The 15,823-nt window shown below is 54.5% G+C and carries 13 protein-coding genes; 6 read left to right on the plus strand and 7 right to left on the minus strand.

The window, feature by feature from the left end; all coding sequences use genetic code 11:
- Positions 1 to 68: 68 nt before the first annotated feature.
- Positions 69 to 2,012 carry a bifunctional 2',3'-cyclic-nucleotide 2'-phosphodiesterase/3'-nucleotidase gene (locus tag ACOTZC_RS06810; protein ID WP_045402295.1) on the minus strand — a complete coding sequence of 648 codons (1,944 nt, stop codon included), beginning with the start codon at positions 2,010 to 2,012 and terminating at the stop codon, positions 69 to 71.
- 190 nt (positions 2,013 to 2,202) lie between these two features.
- Between ACOTZC_RS06810 and cysQ the strand changes: the two genes are divergently transcribed.
- The gene (gene cysQ / locus ACOTZC_RS06815) at positions 2,203 to 2,943 is read left to right on the plus strand and encodes a 3'(2'),5'-bisphosphate nucleotidase CysQ (RefSeq protein WP_045402298.1); all 741 of its coding nucleotides are present in this window, start codon (positions 2,203 to 2,205) and stop codon (positions 2,941 to 2,943) included.
- Here cysQ and ACOTZC_RS06820 read toward each other — a convergent pair.
- On the minus strand, positions 2,937 to 3,494 hold the full coding sequence (locus ACOTZC_RS06820; protein WP_023310161.1) for a YtfJ family protein: 558 nt from the start codon (positions 3,492 to 3,494) through the stop codon (positions 2,937 to 2,939). The two genes, cysQ and ACOTZC_RS06820, sit on opposite strands and share 7 nt — an antisense overlap.
- Positions 3,495 to 3,818: 324 nt before the next feature.
- Here ACOTZC_RS06820 and ACOTZC_RS06825 point away from each other — a divergent pair, with 324 nt between their 5' ends.
- The gene (locus tag ACOTZC_RS06825; RefSeq protein WP_008501430.1) at positions 3,819 to 4,025 is read left to right on the plus strand and encodes a DUF1107 domain-containing protein; all 207 of its coding nucleotides are present in this window, start codon (positions 3,819 to 3,821) and stop codon (positions 4,023 to 4,025) included.
- A 71-nt stretch (positions 4,026 to 4,096) separates the two neighbouring features.
- On the opposite strand, the gene ACOTZC_RS06830 is transcribed toward ACOTZC_RS06825, so the two are convergent.
- The gene (locus tag ACOTZC_RS06830; protein WP_023310162.1) at positions 4,097 to 5,434 is read right to left on the minus strand and encodes a hemolysin family protein; all 1,338 of its coding nucleotides are present in this window, start codon (positions 5,432 to 5,434) and stop codon (positions 4,097 to 4,099) included.
- Positions 5,435 to 5,687: 253 nt separating this feature from the next.
- Positions 5,688 to 6,329 (minus strand): peptide-methionine (S)-S-oxide reductase MsrA, encoded by a 642-nt coding sequence (gene msrA, locus ACOTZC_RS06835; protein WP_023310171.1) that lies wholly within the window; start codon positions 6,327 to 6,329, stop codon positions 5,688 to 5,690.
- Positions 6,330 to 6,552: 223 nt separating this feature from the next.
- Between msrA and tamA the strand changes: the two genes are divergently transcribed.
- The 3 genes from tamA to ACOTZC_RS06850 are packed head-to-tail and all read left to right on the plus strand — an operon-like array spanning position 6,553 to position 12,406.
- Entirely contained in the window at positions 6,553 to 8,286 is a 1,734-nt protein-coding gene (gene tamA / locus ACOTZC_RS06840; RefSeq protein ID WP_126303708.1) for an autotransporter assembly complex protein TamA, read from the plus strand.
- Entirely contained in the window at positions 8,283 to 12,059 is a 3,777-nt protein-coding gene (gene tamB / locus ACOTZC_RS06845) for an autotransporter assembly complex protein TamB (RefSeq protein ID WP_126303706.1), read from the plus strand. Before tamA ends, tamB begins: the two co-directional genes overlap by 4 nt.
- Positions 12,060 to 12,061: 2 nt before the next feature.
- The gene (locus ACOTZC_RS06850) at positions 12,062 to 12,406 is read left to right on the plus strand and encodes a gamma-glutamylcyclotransferase family protein (protein ID WP_014830431.1); all 345 of its coding nucleotides are present in this window, start codon (positions 12,062 to 12,064) and stop codon (positions 12,404 to 12,406) included.
- Positions 12,407 to 12,721: 315 nt separating this feature from the next.
- Here the strand turns inward: ACOTZC_RS06850 and ACOTZC_RS06855 are convergent, their stop codons facing one another.
- From ACOTZC_RS06855 to ppa, 3 genes are all read right to left on the minus strand, one after another.
- Positions 12,722 to 13,192 (minus strand): hypothetical protein, encoded by a 471-nt coding sequence (locus ACOTZC_RS06855; RefSeq protein ID WP_045402308.1) that lies wholly within the window; start codon positions 13,190 to 13,192, stop codon positions 12,722 to 12,724.
- The gene (locus ACOTZC_RS06860) at positions 13,189 to 13,773 is read right to left on the minus strand and encodes a hypothetical protein (protein WP_045402311.1); all 585 of its coding nucleotides are present in this window, start codon (positions 13,771 to 13,773) and stop codon (positions 13,189 to 13,191) included. The genes ACOTZC_RS06855 and ACOTZC_RS06860 overlap by 4 nt, the downstream gene beginning before the upstream one ends.
- Before the next feature lie 222 nt (positions 13,774 to 13,995).
- Positions 13,996 to 14,526, minus strand: coding sequence for an inorganic diphosphatase (gene ppa, locus ACOTZC_RS06865; RefSeq protein WP_008501423.1), 531 nt, complete (start codon positions 14,524 to 14,526; stop codon positions 13,996 to 13,998).
- Positions 14,527 to 14,835: 309 nt separating this feature from the next.
- Between ppa and ytfQ the strand changes: the two genes are divergently transcribed.
- Complete coding sequence (gene ytfQ, locus ACOTZC_RS06870) at positions 14,836 to 15,792, plus strand: galactofuranose ABC transporter substrate-binding protein YtfQ (protein ID WP_045402315.1); 957 nt, start codon at positions 14,836 to 14,838, stop codon at positions 15,790 to 15,792.
- The last annotated feature ends 31 nt before the right edge of the window (positions 15,793 to 15,823 follow it).

Below are 15,823 nucleotides of genomic sequence, written 5' to 3' on the forward strand. Positions count from 1 at the left end.
CCCTGGCCCTCTCCCACAGGGAGAGGGAACAAACACGAAAAACGGCAACGCATGCCGCCGTTTTGTTTTTACTTGCTCAAATCCACCTGATAAATCGCGAACCCAATATCATCCGTTGCGACCTTCTTCATCGGATACTGGGCTTTATCCTTGATAAACGCGGCTGCCTTATCGGATGGCGACGTTTCGAAGCGGATATCCAGTTTCGTATCGCTGTGGATCGGCGCGAGACGCCAGTTGTTGTCCACTGCCGGATGAATTTCGCCCGCCTTCTTCGACTCCGCGCTGATCCACGCCGCCAGCACCGAGCGGTTCTCGTCCGGCGAGGCAAAGGCGATGTGGCTATCTCCCGTACCAGCAAACTTACCGCCGTAGGCGCGGTAGTTATTGGTCACGACCAGGAAGGTGGCATTCGGGTCAATCGCCTTGCCGTTGAAGGTCAGGTTTTTGATGCGCTCCGCCTGCGAGTTGATCGCCTGACACTCGCCGTCATATTTCGCCGGCTGGGTGACGTCAATCTGGTAGTTCACGCCGTCGATCACGTCGAAGTTATAGGTACGGAAGCCGTCCCAGTTAATCAGCGACTGCGGCTTACTGCTGTGCGGGTCAATCTGGTTAAACTGTCCGGCAGAGCACTCCAGCCACTCTTTCACCTCCTGGCCCGTCGCTTTTACCACCACCAGCGTGTTCGGGTAGAGGTAGAGATCGGCGGCGTTACGGAAGGTCAGCTGGCCCTTTTCGACTTCAACATAGCTTGCCGGGTCGTTCTTACGTCCGCCCACCTTGAATGGCGCAGCGGCTGACAGAACCGGCAGTTTTGCCAGATCCGGATCGCCCTGCACAAAGTGTTCGGCATAGGCTTTCTGCGCCATGTTGACGACCTGAACGGTCGGGTCATCCTGCACCAGCGCCAGGAAGCTGTACATGTTGTCGGCGGATTTGCCGATCGGCTTGCTGACGAATTCGCGCGTGGCGTCGTGATCGTGCTTTAGCACGTCGACCAGTTTTTTATCTTCCGCCGCCAGAGATTTTTTAGCCGAAGCGTCGTAAATCGGGCGCGCTTCGGCTTTTGACTGCGTCACCTTCCAGCTGCCGCCGTCGTTATTCAGCACCAGATCCACCACGCCAAGATGGTCGCCCCACATGCCCGGCATCACCGACGGCACGCCGTTGAGCGTCCCTTTCTCAATGTCCGCCCCTTTGATGCTGGCGAAATCTTTGCCCGGGAAGACCGCGTGGGCGTGGCCGAACAGGATCGCGTCGACGCCCGGAACTTCACTCAGATAGTAAACGGAATTTTCTGCCATGGCCTGATACGGATCGGCGGAGAGACCCGAGTGGGCGACAACGACTACCAGATCGGCGCCTTTTTCGCGCATTTCCGGCACGTATTTTCGCGCGGTTTCGGTGATGTCGTTAACGGTCACTTTGCCGTCGAGGTTGGCTTTATCCCACGTCATGATCTGCGGCGGCACAAAGCCGATATAGCCGATTTTCAGCGTCTGTTTTTTACCGTCCTGGTCGACGACGTTTGTCTCTTTAATCAGATAAGGGGTAAAGAGCGGATTTTGGGTCTTAACGTCGATGATATTGGCGTTAACGTACGGGAATTTCGCACCAGCGAGCGCATCGTGCAGGTATGTCAGACCGTAGTTGAATTCGTGGTTACCGAGGTTGCCGACGGTATAGTCCAGGGTGTTCATCGCTTTATAAACAGGATGGATCTCGCCTTTTTTCAGCCCCCTGGTCGCCATGTAATCCCCGAGCGGACTGCCCTGAATCAGATCGCCATTGTCGACCAGCACGCTGTTTTTCACTTCGCCACGCGCCGCATCGATCAGGCTTGCCGTGCGTACCAGGCCGAATTTTTCCGTCGGGGTATCTTTGTAATAGTCGAAGTCCATCATGTTGCTGTGCAGATCGGTCGTTTCCAGAATACGCAGATCTACCGTCGCCGCCTGCGCGCTCGCTGCAATCAGCGTCGCCAGAAGCGTTGCACTAAACTTAATCATCAGAGGAGTCCTTTTTTCGATGCAGAGCACAAAAGAGTATGTATCTATAGCTTGTTGCTTACAGAAATGTGAATCCTGACAGAAAAAAGTAACCTGAAACCGGAATTGCTTCACAGATAGCGGAATTGTTCACATTACGATATAACTAAAACAAAGAGTTAACCTCACTGCGTTAACAAAGAGGTGGAAAATGCTAGATAAAATTTGTCAGCTCGCACGGGATGCGGGAGATGCCATCATGCAGGTATATGACGGCAGTAAACCTATGGAGGTGGTCAGCAAAGCCGACGACTCTCCGGTCACGGCGGCGGATATCGCGGCGCATAAGGTGATCCTGAAAGGGTTACAGGCCTTAACGCCGGACATCCCCGTTCTGTCAGAAGAAGCGCCGCAAAGCTGGGACGAGCGCCAGCACTGGCAGCGCTACTGGCTGGTCGATCCGCTGGACGGGACAAAAGAGTTCATCAAGCGCAACGGTGAATTCACCGTCAATATCGCCCTGATTGAGAAGGGCAAAGCGGTGCTGGGCGTGGTCTACGCGCCGGTAATGAAGGTGATGTACAGCGCTGCAGAAGGGAAGGCGTGGAAGGAAGAGTGCGGCGTGCGCAAGCAGATCCAGGTGCGCGATGCGCGTCCGCCGCTGGTGGTGATTAGCCGCTCGCACAGCGACAACGAACTGCAGGAGTACCTGCAGCAGCTGGGTGAACACCAGACCACCTCGATTGGCTCATCGCTGAAATTCTGCCTGGTGGCGGAAGGCCATGCGCAGCTCTACCCTCGCTTTGGGCCAACCAACGTCTGGGATACCGCGGCAGGTCATGCCGTTGCCGCGGCCGCCGGGGCGCATGTTCATGACTGGCAGGGCAAGCCGCTTGACTATACCCCGCGTGAATCCTTCCTCAACCCCGGCTTCCGCGTCTCTATCTACTGAGCCAGCAGCTTATGCAGCAGGTCGACAACCTGCTGCACCTCTTCCTGGGTTAACGCGCCGTCTTTCGCCCACTGTACGCGGCCCTCTTTATCCAGCACGATAATCGCGGAGCTCTCTTCCTCCAGCTGCCAGGCCTTACGGGTTACGCCGTTGCTGTCGACGATAAACTGCGACCACGGGTAGAGCTTTTTATTGCTCTCAAGACTGGAGCGCACAAACATTCCGGAGCCCGGAATGGCGTCGTCGGTGTTAACAATGGTGGTCGTCTGGTAGCGGTCGTGAGGGAATTTTGCGGCCTTGATCGCTTCCACCAGGTTGGCATTTTTCTCTTTTGCGGATGTACGACCGGCAATATGTTGTACAACTCTCACTTTGCCCGCGAGCTGCGCGCTATTCCAGGGTTTGTAGCTAAACTTATCATTGTCGAGAATCAATTCTCCCCGGTCAGCAATGCCGACTGGCGGTACTCGTTGTCCTTTTTCAATGTTGTGAGCGGAAGCCCACAGGGGCAGCAGCAGGCAGGCTGCTGCAAGGATATTACGTAGGGTCATGGCGTTTCCTTATTGTTTGCAGGTGATCCGACCACTTGGTCTTGCGCTTTTAATCATAAGTGCGATCAATGTGGTTTTCCCGCAATCCGGATGCCAGTTTGCGGGCGAACGCACATATCCATGAAAAAACGACGGCTTATACTGCGCCCGGTCACGCTTTGCAAAGATTATTCTGAATAATTGTAATCAAACGGTAAATAAACTTATGCACACTGGGTAACACCGTAGTTCTGGTCTATAGTCATTGGGCATTAAAATTTGCGCTCAGGACAGTCGGGCCGATTGTGGCACCGCAAGAGCGTATGATTCGCAGGAGATACAAGAATGAAAATTTTCCAACGCTACAACCCGCTTCAGGTGGCGAAGTACGTGAAGATCCTGTTCCGTGGACGGTTGTATATCAAGGATGTTGGCGCTTTTGAGTTTGATAAGGGCAAGATCCTTGTCCCAAAAGTGAAGGACAAACAGCACCTGTCTGTGATGTCCGAAGTCAACCGTCAGGTTATGCGTCTGCAGACTGAGATGGCTTAACCAACGTGCTATGCAGTAGTTAAAAAAAACGGCTCCCAATGGGAGCCGTTGATGTTTGTGGGGCCAGAATTTTACGCCGACACCTTCTCTTCCGCGTCCGGCAGCTTTGGCACCAGTACGGTCGGTTTGTTGTCGATGCGCGTCACCAGCAGCTGGTCGATGCGGTAGTTATCAATATCCACCACCTCAAACTTGTAGCCGGAGAACTTCACCGAGTCGGTACGTTTCGGGATTTTACGCAGCATAAACATCATAAAGCCGCCAATGGTCTCGTAGTTACCGGACTGCGGGAACTCGTCGATATCCAGCACGCGCATCACGTCTTCAATCGGCGTGCCGCCATCAATCAGCCATGAATTATCGTCACGCTGAACAATCTGCTCTTCCAGCCCCTGGCCAACCAGGTCGCCCATCAGCGTGGTCATCACGTCGTTCAGGGTGATAATACCCACCACCAGCGCGTATTCGTTCATGATAACCGCGAAGTCTTCCCCGGCGGTTTTGAAACTTTCCAGCGCTTCTGAGAGCGTCAGGGTGTCCGGCACAATCAGGGTGTTGCGGATCTGCACGCCGCTGTTAAGCGCCAGGCTCTGGTTTGCCAGCACGCGGTTCAGCAGGTCTTTGGAGTCGACGTAACCGATGATGTGGTCAATATCTTCATTACAGACCAGGAACTTAGAGTGCGGATGCTGCGCCACTTTGTTCTTCAGGCTCTGCTCATCTTCATGTAAATCGAACCAGATAATGCTTTCACGGCCCGTCATGGAAGACGGCACGGTACGGGATTCCAGTTCGAATACGTTCTCAATCAGCTCGTGCTCTTGCTTGCGCAGCACCCCGGCCAGCGCGCCGGCTTCTACTACCGCATAGATGTCGTCAGAGGTGATGTCGTCTTTACGCACCATAGGCAGCTTAAAGATGCGGAAAATCACGTTCGCCAGGCCGTTAAAGAACCACACCAGCGGACGAAACACGTACAGACAGAAGCGCATCGGGTTGATGATACGCAAAGCCACAGCTTCTGGCGCAATCATACCGATGCGTTTCGGGGTCAGGTCTGCAAAGAGGATGAACAGGCCGGTTACCAGCGAGAAGGAGAGGATAAAGCTGAGCTGTTCGGCCAGTTCAACGGACATGTACTTAACAAACAGACTATAAAACGCCGGGGAAAACGCCGCATCACCCACGATACCGCCGAGAATGGCGACCGCGTTGAGGCCAATCTGCACCACGGTGAAGAACATCCCGGGGTTTTCCTGCATTTTCAGGATGCGGGTGGCATTGATGTTGCCTTCATCGGCAAGCAGCTTCAGTTTGATTTTACGGGACGCGGCCAGCGAGATCTCAGATATCGAGAAAAACGCGCTGACGGCAATCAGACAAAGTATTACTAAAATACTGTTTAACATAGTTTATCCGGCTTATCGCCAGATCCTCAGAAGGGGAGTTGATACCATTTGTGTGAAAACACATTGAAAATCAGCTCGTAGCGTTGAGCCGATTATTTCAGCGGGTAGTATAGCGTAAAGAGATGTAAATCTGCCAGAGGTCACAATTTGGCGAAGATGGCTGGCGGGGGCGGCTGGTGGATGGATGTTAAGCTATGAGACAACGCTGTCGCTTCTTTGAGCGCCACGCGGCTCGCGTGGCGCTGGGTAGGTATCAGGCCAGCTGTGGCGGCAGGCAGACGCCGATGCCTCCGATGCCGCAGTAGCCGTACGGGTTTTTATGCAGATACTGCTGGTGATCGTCCTCGGCATAGTAGAACGGTTTCGCGGTGGTGATTTCGGTCGTCACCTCGCGCGTATCGCCCGCTTCACGCATGGCCTGCTGGAAACGCTCAAGGCTGGCGCGCGCGGCGGCATCCTGTTCGGGCGTGAGCGGATAAATAGCCGAACGGTACTGTGTGCCGTGGTCGTTGCCCTGACGCATGCCCTGCGCCGGGTCGTGGTTCTCCCAGAAGACCTGCAGCAGCTGTTCGTAGCTGATTACCGCAGGGTCATAGACCACGCGCACCGCTTCCGCATGCCCGGTTTCGCCGGAGCAGACTTCGCGATAGGTAGGATTCGGCGTGTAACCGCCCGTGTAGCCAGCCGCCGTGCTGTAAACGCCGGGGAGTTGCCAGAAGAGGCGCTCAACGCCCCAGAAACAGCCCATGGCGAACAGGGCGATTTCCATTCCCTCCGGCACGTTGGTCATGGAGTGGTTATTGACGGCGTGTAAGGTCGCCACAGGCATAGGGGTGTTGCGTCCCGGTAATGCATCAGCTTGTGAAACCAGATGCTTTTTGTCGAATAAACTCACGATGGGGCCTCCCGGGGTGCGATGTTTCAGTTAAGGTTGTCACGAAGCGTTTAATTGAACACAATAAATGCGCTGAATCAGTCTAGATTTAATCATAAGAAATATTTGGGTGTTACACCCATTTTCAACCCGCGATTCGGGTTTTTGGCCACAGGCCGTATTTTGCCGCGGAGCGGCACTTCATTTGCTTCCAGGGTGGAAACAGGGATATTCAGGAGAAAACGTGACAAAAATCCGCCAGTTATGTTTAGTCAGTGTGTTGCTGACAAGCGGGATTGCCAGCGCGGCGAATGTCCGTTTGCAGGTTGAGGGGTTATCCGGGGCGCTACAAAAAAACGTGCGTGCGCAGTTGTCGACCATCCAGAGTGATGAGGTGACGCCGGACCGGCGTTTTCGCGCGCGCGTGGATGACGCCATCCGTGAAGGGCTGAAAGCGCTGGGGTATTACGAACCCACCATTGATTTCGATCTCCGCCCGCCGCCAAAGAAGGGGCGCCAGGTCCTTATTGCCCGCGTTTCGCCGGGTGAGCCGGTACTGATTGGCGGTACGAACGTCATCCTCCGCGGCGGGGCGCGTACCGACCGGGATTATCTGGACCTGCTCAGCACGCGGCCGAAAATCGGTACCGTGCTTAACCACGGTGACTACGACCATTTCAAAAAAGAGCTGACGAACGTTTCCCTGCGTAAGGGCTACTTCGACAGCCAGTTCAATAAAAGCCAGCTGGGGATTGCGCTGGATCGGCGTCAGGCCTTCTGGGATATCGACTACGACAGCGGAGAACGCTACCGTTTTGGCGATGTCACGTTTGAAGGTTCGCAAATTCGTGAAGAGTATCTGCAAAACCTCGTGCCGTTCAAAAAAGGGGATTACTACCAGTCGAGGGACCTGGCGGAACTGAACCGTCGTCTTTCCGCTACCGGCTGGTTTAACTCCGTGGTTGTCGCACCGGAATTTGATAAGTCTCGCAAAACGAAGGTGTTGCCGCTGCATGGCGTTGTTTCGCCGCGCACCGAGAACACCATTGAGACCGGTGTTGGCTACTCGACGGATGTTGGACCACGCGTGAGAACCTCGTGGAAAAAACCGTGGATGAACTCGTACGGTCACAGCCTGACCACCAGCCTGAGCCTCTCTGCGCCCGAGCAGCAGCTGGATTTCAGCTACAAAATGCCGCTGCTGAAAAATCCGCTTGAGCAATATTACCTTCTGCAGGGCGGTTTTAAGCGCACCGACTTGAACGACACCAAGCAGGACTCTACGACGCTTGCGGTCTCACGCTTCTGGGATCTCTCCAGCGGCTGGCAGCGCGCCATTAACCTGCGCTGGAGCCTGGACCACTTTACCCAGGCCAACGTCACCAATACCACCATGCTGCTTTATCCGGGCGTGATGATCAGCCGTACCCGCTCGCGCGGGGGCCTGATGCCGACCTGGGGCGACTCACAGCGCTACTCGATCGATTATTCCAACTCCGCCTGGGGCTCCGACGTGGACTTCTCCGTCCTGCAGGCGCAAAACGTCTGGATCCGCACGCTGTATGACAAACACCGCTTTGTGATGCGCGGCAATCTCGGCTGGATTGAAACGGGAGACTTCGAGCGCGTTCCGCCGGATCTGCGCTTCTTCGCCGGGGGCGACCGCAGCATTCGTGGGTATAAGTACAAATCGATCTCACCTGAGAACGAAAAGGGCCAGCTGACCGGTGCGTCAAAACTGGCGACGGGATCGCTGGAGTATCAGTACAACGTCAGCGGAAAGTGGTGGGGCGCCATGTTTGTTGACGGCGGTGAAGCGGTGAACGATATCCGCCGCAGCGACTTTAAAACCGGCGCGGGCGTGGGCGTACGCTGGCAGTCTCCAGTCGGACCCATCAAGCTCGACTTCGCCGTGCCTGTCGGCGACAAAGATGAACACGGATTACAGTTTTACATCGGTCTGGGGCCTGAATTATGAGTTTATGGAAGAAAATAAGCCTCGGGGTGCTGATTTTTATCGTGCTGCTGCTCGGTACGGTGGCGTTTCTGGTGGGAACGACGACCGGGCTGCATCTGCTGTTTAACGCTGCGAACCGCTGGGTGCCGGGGCTGGAGATTGGCCAGGTTACGGGCGGCTGGCGCGATCTGCGTCTGAAGAACATCCGCTACGAGCAGCCGGGCGTGGCGGTGAACGCCGGGGAGTTCCACCTGGCGGTGAAGCTGGGCTGCCTGCGTGACAGCAAGCTCTGCGTCAACGATCTGGCGCTAAAAGACGTCAACGTGGCGATAGATTCGAAAAAAATGCCGAAGTCTGCGCCGGTCGAGGAGGAGGACAGCGGCCCGCTGAATCTCTCCACGCCGTACCCGATCGCGCTCTATCGGGTCGCGCTCGATAACGTCAATATCAAAATCGACGACACTACCGTGTCCGTGATGGATTTCACCTCCGGCCTGCGCTGGCAGGAGAAAAACCTCACCCTGACGCCGACGTCCCTGCAGGGATTGCTGATCGCGCTGCCGAAGGTGGCCGACGTGGCGCAGGAAGAGATCGTCGAGCCGAAGATCCAGAATCCGCAGCCGGAAGAAAAGCCGCTGGGCGAAACGCTGAAAGATCTCTTCTCGAAGCCTGTGCTGCCGGAAATGACCGACGTTCATCTGCCACTAAATCTCAACATCGAGGAGTTCAAAGGCGAGCAGCTGCGCCTGACCGGCGATACCGATCTGACGGTCTATAACATGCTGCTGAAAGTCAGCAGCATTGACGGCAACATGAAGCTCGACGCGCTGGATATCGACACCAATCAGGGCTCGGTGAATGCGTCGGGGAATGCCCTGCTGCGCGACAACTGGCCGGTGGACATTACGCTTAACAGTGCCCTCAACATCGATCCGCTGAAAGGCGAAAAGGTGAAGGTCAAAGTGGGCGGGGCGCTGCGCGATAAGCTGGACGTCGGGGTGAATCTCTCCGGCCCGGTGGACATGGTCCTGCGCGCACAAACGCAGCTGGCGGAAGCCGGGCTGCCGCTCAATCTTGAGGTTGTCAGCAAGCAGCTTTACTGGCCCTTCACCGGCGAAAAGCAGTTCCAGGCCGATGACCTGAAGCTGAAGCTGAGCGGCAAGATGACCGACTACACGCTCTCGTTCCGCACCGCCGTGAAGGGGCAGGGCGTGCCGCCCGCGAACATCGCGCTGGATGCGAAGGGCAACGAACAGCAGGTCAACCTCGACAAGCTGACCGTCGCGGCGCTGGAAGGTAAAACCGAGCTGACCGCGCTGCTTGACTGGCAGCAGGCGATCAGCTGGCGCGGCGAGCTGAAGCTGACGGGCATTAACACCGCCAAAGAGGTGCCGGACTGGCCGTCGAAGCTGGATGGCCTGATTAAAACCCGCGGCAGCCTGTACGGCGGTACGTGGCAGATGGACGTGCCGGAAATCAAGCTCACCGGGAACGTGAAGCAGAACAAGGTTAACGTTGAAGGCTCGGTAAAAGGCAACAGCTATCTGCAGTGGGTTATCCCGGGGCTGCACGTGGCGCTGGGCCGCAACACGGCGGATATCAAAGGCGAGCTGGGGGTGAAGGATCTCAACCTGGACGCCACCATCGACGCGCCGAATATCGACAACGCCCTGCCGGGTCTGGGCGGCACGGCGAAAGGTCTCGTGAAAGTGCGCGGTACGGTGGAGGCACCGCAGCTGCTGGCGGACATTACCGCCAATAACCTGCGCTGGCAGGAGCTGAGCGTTGCCCGCGTCCGCGTGGAAGGGGATGTGAAATCCACCGATCAGATCGGCGGTAGCCTGAACCTGCGCGTGGAGCGCATTTCTCAGCCGGACGTGAACATTAGCCTGGTCACCCTGGACGCCAAAGGGAACGAGAAGCAGCACGACCTCCAGCTGCGCGTGCAGGGCGAGCCGGTCTCCGGCCAGCTTCACCTCACCGGCAGCTTCGACCGCAAGGAAGAACGCTGGAAAGGGACGCTGGACAACACCCGCTTCAATACGCCGGTCGGGCCGCTGGCGCTCTCGCGATCCATTGCCCTCGACTACCGCAATGCCGAGCAGAAGATCAGCATTGGGCCACACTGCTGGACCAACCCGAATGCGGAGCTGTGCGTGCCGCAGACCATCGATGCGGGTGCGGAAGGGCGTGCGCAGATCAACCTCAATCGCTTCGATCTGGCGATGCTGAAGCCGTTTATGCCGGACACAACCCAGGCCAGCGGCGTCTTCAGCGGGAAAGCCGATGTGGCCTGGGACACTACCAAAGAGGGGCTGCCGCAGGGCAGCGTCACGCTGTCAGGGCGTAACGTGAAGGTGACGCAGGAGGTCAACGACGCGCCGCTGCCGGTGGCTTTCGACACCCTGAACCTGAGTGCCGATCTGCATAACAATCGCGCACAGCTGGGGTGGACGATCCGCCTGACCAACAACGGTCAGCTGGACGGGCAGGTCCAGATTACCGATCCGCAGGGACGACGTAATCTGGGCGGCAACGTCAACGTCCGTAACTTCAACCTGGCGATGGTGAACCCGATTTTCGCGCGCGGGGAAAAAGCGGAGGGTATGCTGAACGCTAACCTGCGGCTGGCCGGTAACGTGCAAAACCCGCAGCTGTTCGGTCAGATGCGGCTCAGCGGCGTGGATATCGACGGCAACTTCATGCCGTTTGACATGCAGCCCAGCCAGATAGCGATGAACTTCAACGGCATGAGCTCGACGCTGAGCGGCTCGGTATTGACGCAGCAAGGGCAAATCAACCTGAGCGGCGACGCGGACTGGAGCCAGCTAGACAACTGGCGCGCCCGTATTGCCGCGAAGGGCAGCAAGGTGCGCATCACCGTACCGCCGATGGTGCGCCTGGACGTCTCGCCTGATGTGGTCTTTGAAGCCACGCCAAGCCTCTTCACGCTTGACGGACGCGTCGACGTGCCGTGGGCGCGCATCGTGGTTCACGACGTGCCGGAAAGCGCGGTCGGCGTCTCAAGTGATGAAGTTATGCTCAATGAAAATCTGAGACCTATAGAACAGAAGAGCGCGGGCATACCGATTAATAGCAACCTTATCGTGCACGTGGGGAATAACGTGCGGTTGGATGCGTTTGGGCTGAAGGCGAGGCTCACGGGCGATCTGAAAGTGGCGCAGGATAAACAGGGGCTTGGCCTGAACGGGCAGATCAATATTCCTGAAGGGCGTTTCCACGCCTATGGTCAGGATCTGATTGTGCGCAAAGGCGAGCTGCTGTTCTCCGGTCCACCGGATCAGCCCCTGTTGAACATCGAAGCGATTCGTAACCCGGAAGCGACGGAAAACGACGTCATTGCTGGCGTTCGCGTCACCGGTTCTGCCGACGAGCCGAAGGCGGAGATCTTCTCTGACCCGGCGATGTCGCAGCAGGAAGCTCTCTCTTATCTGCTGCGTGGACAAGGTCTGGACAGCGGACAAAGCGACAGTGCGGCGATGACCTCGATGTTAGTGGGTCTGGGGGTTGCACAAAGTGGGCAGGTTGTGGGTAAAATCGGCGAGACGTTCGGCGTAAGCAATCTGGCGCTGGACACCCAGGGCGTGGGTGACTCCTCGCAGGTGGTGGTCAGCGGCTATGTACTGCCGGGTCTGCAGGTAAAATATGGTGTGGGGATCTTTGACTCACTGGCAACTCTCACGTTACGCTATCGCCTGATGCCCAAGCTATATCTGGAAGCAGTGTCCGGCGTAGACCAGGCACTTGATCTGCTCTATCAGTTTGAGTTTTAGCAATGCGAATATTTGTCTACGGCAGTTTACGAACCAAGCAAGGCAACAGTCACTGGATGACCAATGCCCTGCTGCTGGGGAATTACAATATCGAGAACTACCAGTTGTACAGCCTGGGCCACTATCCAGGCGCGGTTCCGGGCGAAGGAACAGTACAGGGTGAAGTCTATCGTATTGATAACGCGACGCTTGCCGAACTTGATGCCTTGCGCACCAGGGGCGGTGAATACGCACGCCAGTTGATCCAGACGCCGTACGGAAGTGCGTGGATGTACGTCTACCAGCGTCCGGTCGAAGGGTTAACGCGGATTGTAAGCGGTAACTGGTTAGACAGAGACCAGTACTGAAAAAAAACAACGCCACCGTGAGGTGGCGTTGTTTTTTTATTCTTTCAATTCTCTTCTGTATCCCGGCGTCGGGTTAAAAACAGAGGAACGAACAGCATGATGTACGGGGCAATAAGCCATAAAAAACACAAGGCTCGTGAACGGCCATAGTAGTTTATGCACCGTGTATTGCTTGAAATGACGGGCAGAAAAAACAGTAAAAACAGCAGAATCACATAATCGCTTCGATAAGGGATCCATAAGTAAAACAAAAACCAGGCAAGCTGGAATGTCATGATGCAGAGATACTGCCATTTGCTGTCTTTGCCGTAACAGTCAAACGCCTTTATGTAGCCCATCTTTATGCTTTGAAGAAAGAAACTTAGCATGTATAACGCTCACGATCGCGACGGTCAGGAGTGTGCTCGTCAGCAACGCCCCTAAAAAATAGCCGTGGGTGATATCAGTAGCACCCGAGCCTAACGTATGCAACTTACTATATCCTCTATCTACTGCAACAAAAAGCGTATATAGCCCGATGTTAATACAGAACTGCAGCAGACAAGAAACGACGATATTTCTGGGAATTCTTTTTAATAGAGTGAGTAACGCATAAATAATGCTTGATGATAGAGCGAAGTAAAGTCCGTTAAATAAACTGGATAGTAAGGAGCTATTTATTTCGCTGAATATTAAATTATCGCTTCCATAGTACCATGCGAGGTATTCATTATACGTGCTTCTGCCAAAGATAAAGGCGGCAATAATAAGGACGAATAGACTCACGATATGTCTTTTCTTACTCATAATTTTGCTCCCTTAGATAGCAGTTCCTTCATCGTTTTACTGGCTTCTAGCTGATCTTTGATTATGGCAAGATCACGAGTGTTGTGATTATATTTTGCAATAGCAGTTGGCGTACCTTTACCACCATTGTCCATAAAGAAGACAATATCCTTACGACCATAAAGAAGAACTTGTGGGATGGGATCACGCCCATAACTCACCGCCTGCGGAAGAGAGTGGATAGACTCTGTCGTGAGGAAGCGAGGAATATTTTCATGCTCAATATTACCTAAAGGCGTTGTGGCAACAAGGGAGCCGATAAAATCGGTCGTATACACTAACGCATCTGTATCTTTGGTCGTTACTTTTGAACCTGTAATATATTTTATCTGTTGCCAAAGGGTAATATCTTTAGGGATAACCTTAACACCATCCATAAACATATCTTGCTTGCGTTTTAGCTGAATGACGGTACGGTGCACCTGTGTCAAAGAGGGGCTGATTTCCCCAACAGAAGGCATAAGGCCATCGCGGGAATACAGTCGTTCAATGATAAAATAAATTCCAGTTGGGCGGGCAACATCAATGTTAATGGATGACATATGAATCCTAAAATGAATGGGGATTAATGTTCATCATGACAGTATGTTATTAACAGCCAGGCTATTCAACCACTCCCACCATAAATGATAGGGTGTCTTTTTTGTTTTTAATACCCTGACCAAAAGGAATGGGATTCTTCTTAAAAAATCCGTTTATACTGCTTTTAACCAGGGAAATAAAAAAGCCCCGACTCGCGGGGCCTTCATTAACAGCAGTAAGAATTACTTCTTAGCAGCGCGTTCGAAAGAGGCGATGATTTCTGCTTTCGCCGCTTCTGCGTTGTCCCAGCCGTCAACTTTAACCCACTTGCCTTTTTCGAGATCTTTGTAGTGCTCGAAGAAGTGAGTGATCTGCGCTTTCAGCAGTTCTGGCAGGTCGTTCACATCTTTGATGTGATCGTATTCTTTGCTCAGCTTGGTGTGCGGTACCGCAACCAGCTTCGCATCTTCACCGGATTCGTCGGTCATTTTCAGCACGCCAACGGGACGGCAGCGAATCACTGCGCCTGGCTGCAGTGGGTATGGCGTTGGGACCAGCACGTCAACCGGGTCACCGTCCAGAGACAGGGTGTGGTTGATGTAACCGTAGTTGCACGGATAGAACATCGCGGTAGACATGAAACGGTCTACGAACAGGGCGCCGCTCTCTTTGTCCACTTCGTATTTGATCGGATCTGCGTTAGCCGGGATTTCGATAACTACGTAGATGTCTTCTGGCAGTTCTTTACCTGCTGGGACGTTGAGTAAGCTCATGTCGGTGTCCTTTAAAATGGATGGTAAACAAGTGGCAGGTATTATAGCCAACTCGCGCTGAATGTCTCCGCCTGTTTTCGCCTTCTCTCCACGTTCTTCCCACTTTTCAGACCGTTTCCATGACAGAAAAATCCATAAACTCAGCCGCATTTTTCATGGAGAAATGAAAGCGATTACAAACTTGTGATTAACGTTTTATTCACTTTTCTGAAGTGTGATGTAACGCAATTCGTTACATATTTCATGGGCTATAGTCATTCCGCAGAACATCTTTTAACCAACAATAACTCACCCTACGAGGACGTTCATATGTGGAAGCGCTTACTCCTGGTCACAGCCGTTTCGGCAGCCATGTCGTCTATGGCGATGGCCGCTCCCTTAACCGTAGGTTTTTCGCAAGTCGGCTCTGAATCTGGCTGGCGAGCGGCAGAAACCAACGTGGCGAAAAGCGAAGCTCAGAAACGCGGTATTACCCTGAAAATCGCCGATGGTCAGCAAAAACAAGAGAATCAGATCAAAGCCGTGCGCTCCTTTATCGCCCAGGGCGTGGATGCCATCTTTATTGCACCCGTCGTGGCGACCGGCTGGGAACCCGTCCTGAAGGAAGCGAAAGACGCTGAGATCCCGGTCTTCCTGCTCGACCGTTCCATCGACGTCAAAGACAAATCCCTCTATATGACCACCGTGACCGCCAACAACGTGCTTGAAGGGCAATTGATTGGCGACTGGCTGGTGAAACAGGTCGACGGCAAGCCGTGTAACGTCGTTGAACTGCAGGGCACTGTCGGCGCGAGCGTGGCCATCGACCGTAAAAAAGGCTTTGCTGAGGCCATTGCTAAAGCGCCAAACATCAAGATTATCCGCTCTCAGTCCGGCGACTTTACGCGCAGTAAAGGTAAAGAGGTCATGGAGAGCTTCATTAAGGCTGAAAACAACGGCAAGAACATCTGCATGGTTTACGCCCACAACGATGACATGGCGATCGGTGCGATTCAGGCCATTAAAGAAGCGGGCCTGAAGCCGGGCAAAGATATCCTCACCGGCTCTATCGACGGCGTGCCGGACATCTATAAAGCAATGATCGACGGCGAAGCCAACGCCAGCGTGGAGCTGACGCCAAACATGGCGGGCCCGGCATTCGACGCGCTGGAGAAATTCAAGAAAGACGGCACGATGCCTGAGAAGGTGACGGTCACCAAGTCCACGCTCTACCTGCCTGACACGGCGAAAGAAGAGTTAGAGAAGAAGAAAAATATGGGCTACTAAGCCTGTCTGAACATGCCGGGTGGCGCTGCGC

The sequence above is a fragment of the Enterobacter cloacae complex sp. SHL009 genome (genome assembly GCF_049237205.1).
In the GTDB taxonomy this organism is placed as follows: Bacteria; Pseudomonadota; Gammaproteobacteria; order Enterobacterales; family Enterobacteriaceae; genus Enterobacter; species Enterobacter cloacae_M.

Excerpts from the sequence above, each read along its gene's own strand:
- ACOTZC_RS06810 (WP_045402295.1), bottom strand. The coding sequence starts at position 2,012 with ATGATTAAGTTTAGTGCAACGCTTCTGGCGACGCTGATTGCAGCGAGC.
- cysQ (WP_045402298.1), top strand. The coding sequence starts at position 2,203 with ATGCTAGATAAAATTTGTCAGCTCGCACGGGATGCGGGAGATGCCATC.
- ACOTZC_RS06820 (WP_023310161.1), bottom strand. The coding sequence starts at position 3,494 with ATGACCCTACGTAATATCCTTGCAGCAGCCTGCCTGCTGCTGCCCCTG.
- ACOTZC_RS06825 (WP_008501430.1), top strand. The coding sequence starts at position 3,819 with ATGAAAATTTTCCAACGCTACAACCCGCTTCAGGTGGCGAAGTACGTG.
- ACOTZC_RS06830 (WP_023310162.1), bottom strand. The coding sequence starts at position 5,434 with ATGTTAAACAGTATTTTAGTAATACTTTGTCTGATTGCCGTCAGCGCG.
- tamB (WP_126303706.1), top strand. The coding sequence starts at position 8,283 with ATGAGTTTATGGAAGAAAATAAGCCTCGGGGTGCTGATTTTTATCGTG.
- ACOTZC_RS06850 (WP_014830431.1), top strand. The coding sequence starts at position 12,062 with ATGCGAATATTTGTCTACGGCAGTTTACGAACCAAGCAAGGCAACAGT.
- ACOTZC_RS06855 (WP_045402308.1), bottom strand. The coding sequence starts at position 13,192 with ATGAGTAAGAAAAGACATATCGTGAGTCTATTCGTCCTTATTATTGCC.
- ACOTZC_RS06860 (WP_045402311.1), bottom strand. The coding sequence starts at position 13,773 with ATGTCATCCATTAACATTGATGTTGCCCGCCCAACTGGAATTTATTTT.
- ppa (WP_008501423.1), bottom strand. The coding sequence starts at position 14,526 with ATGAGCTTACTCAACGTCCCAGCAGGTAAAGAACTGCCAGAAGACATC.
- ytfQ (WP_045402315.1), top strand. The coding sequence starts at position 14,836 with ATGTGGAAGCGCTTACTCCTGGTCACAGCCGTTTCGGCAGCCATGTCG.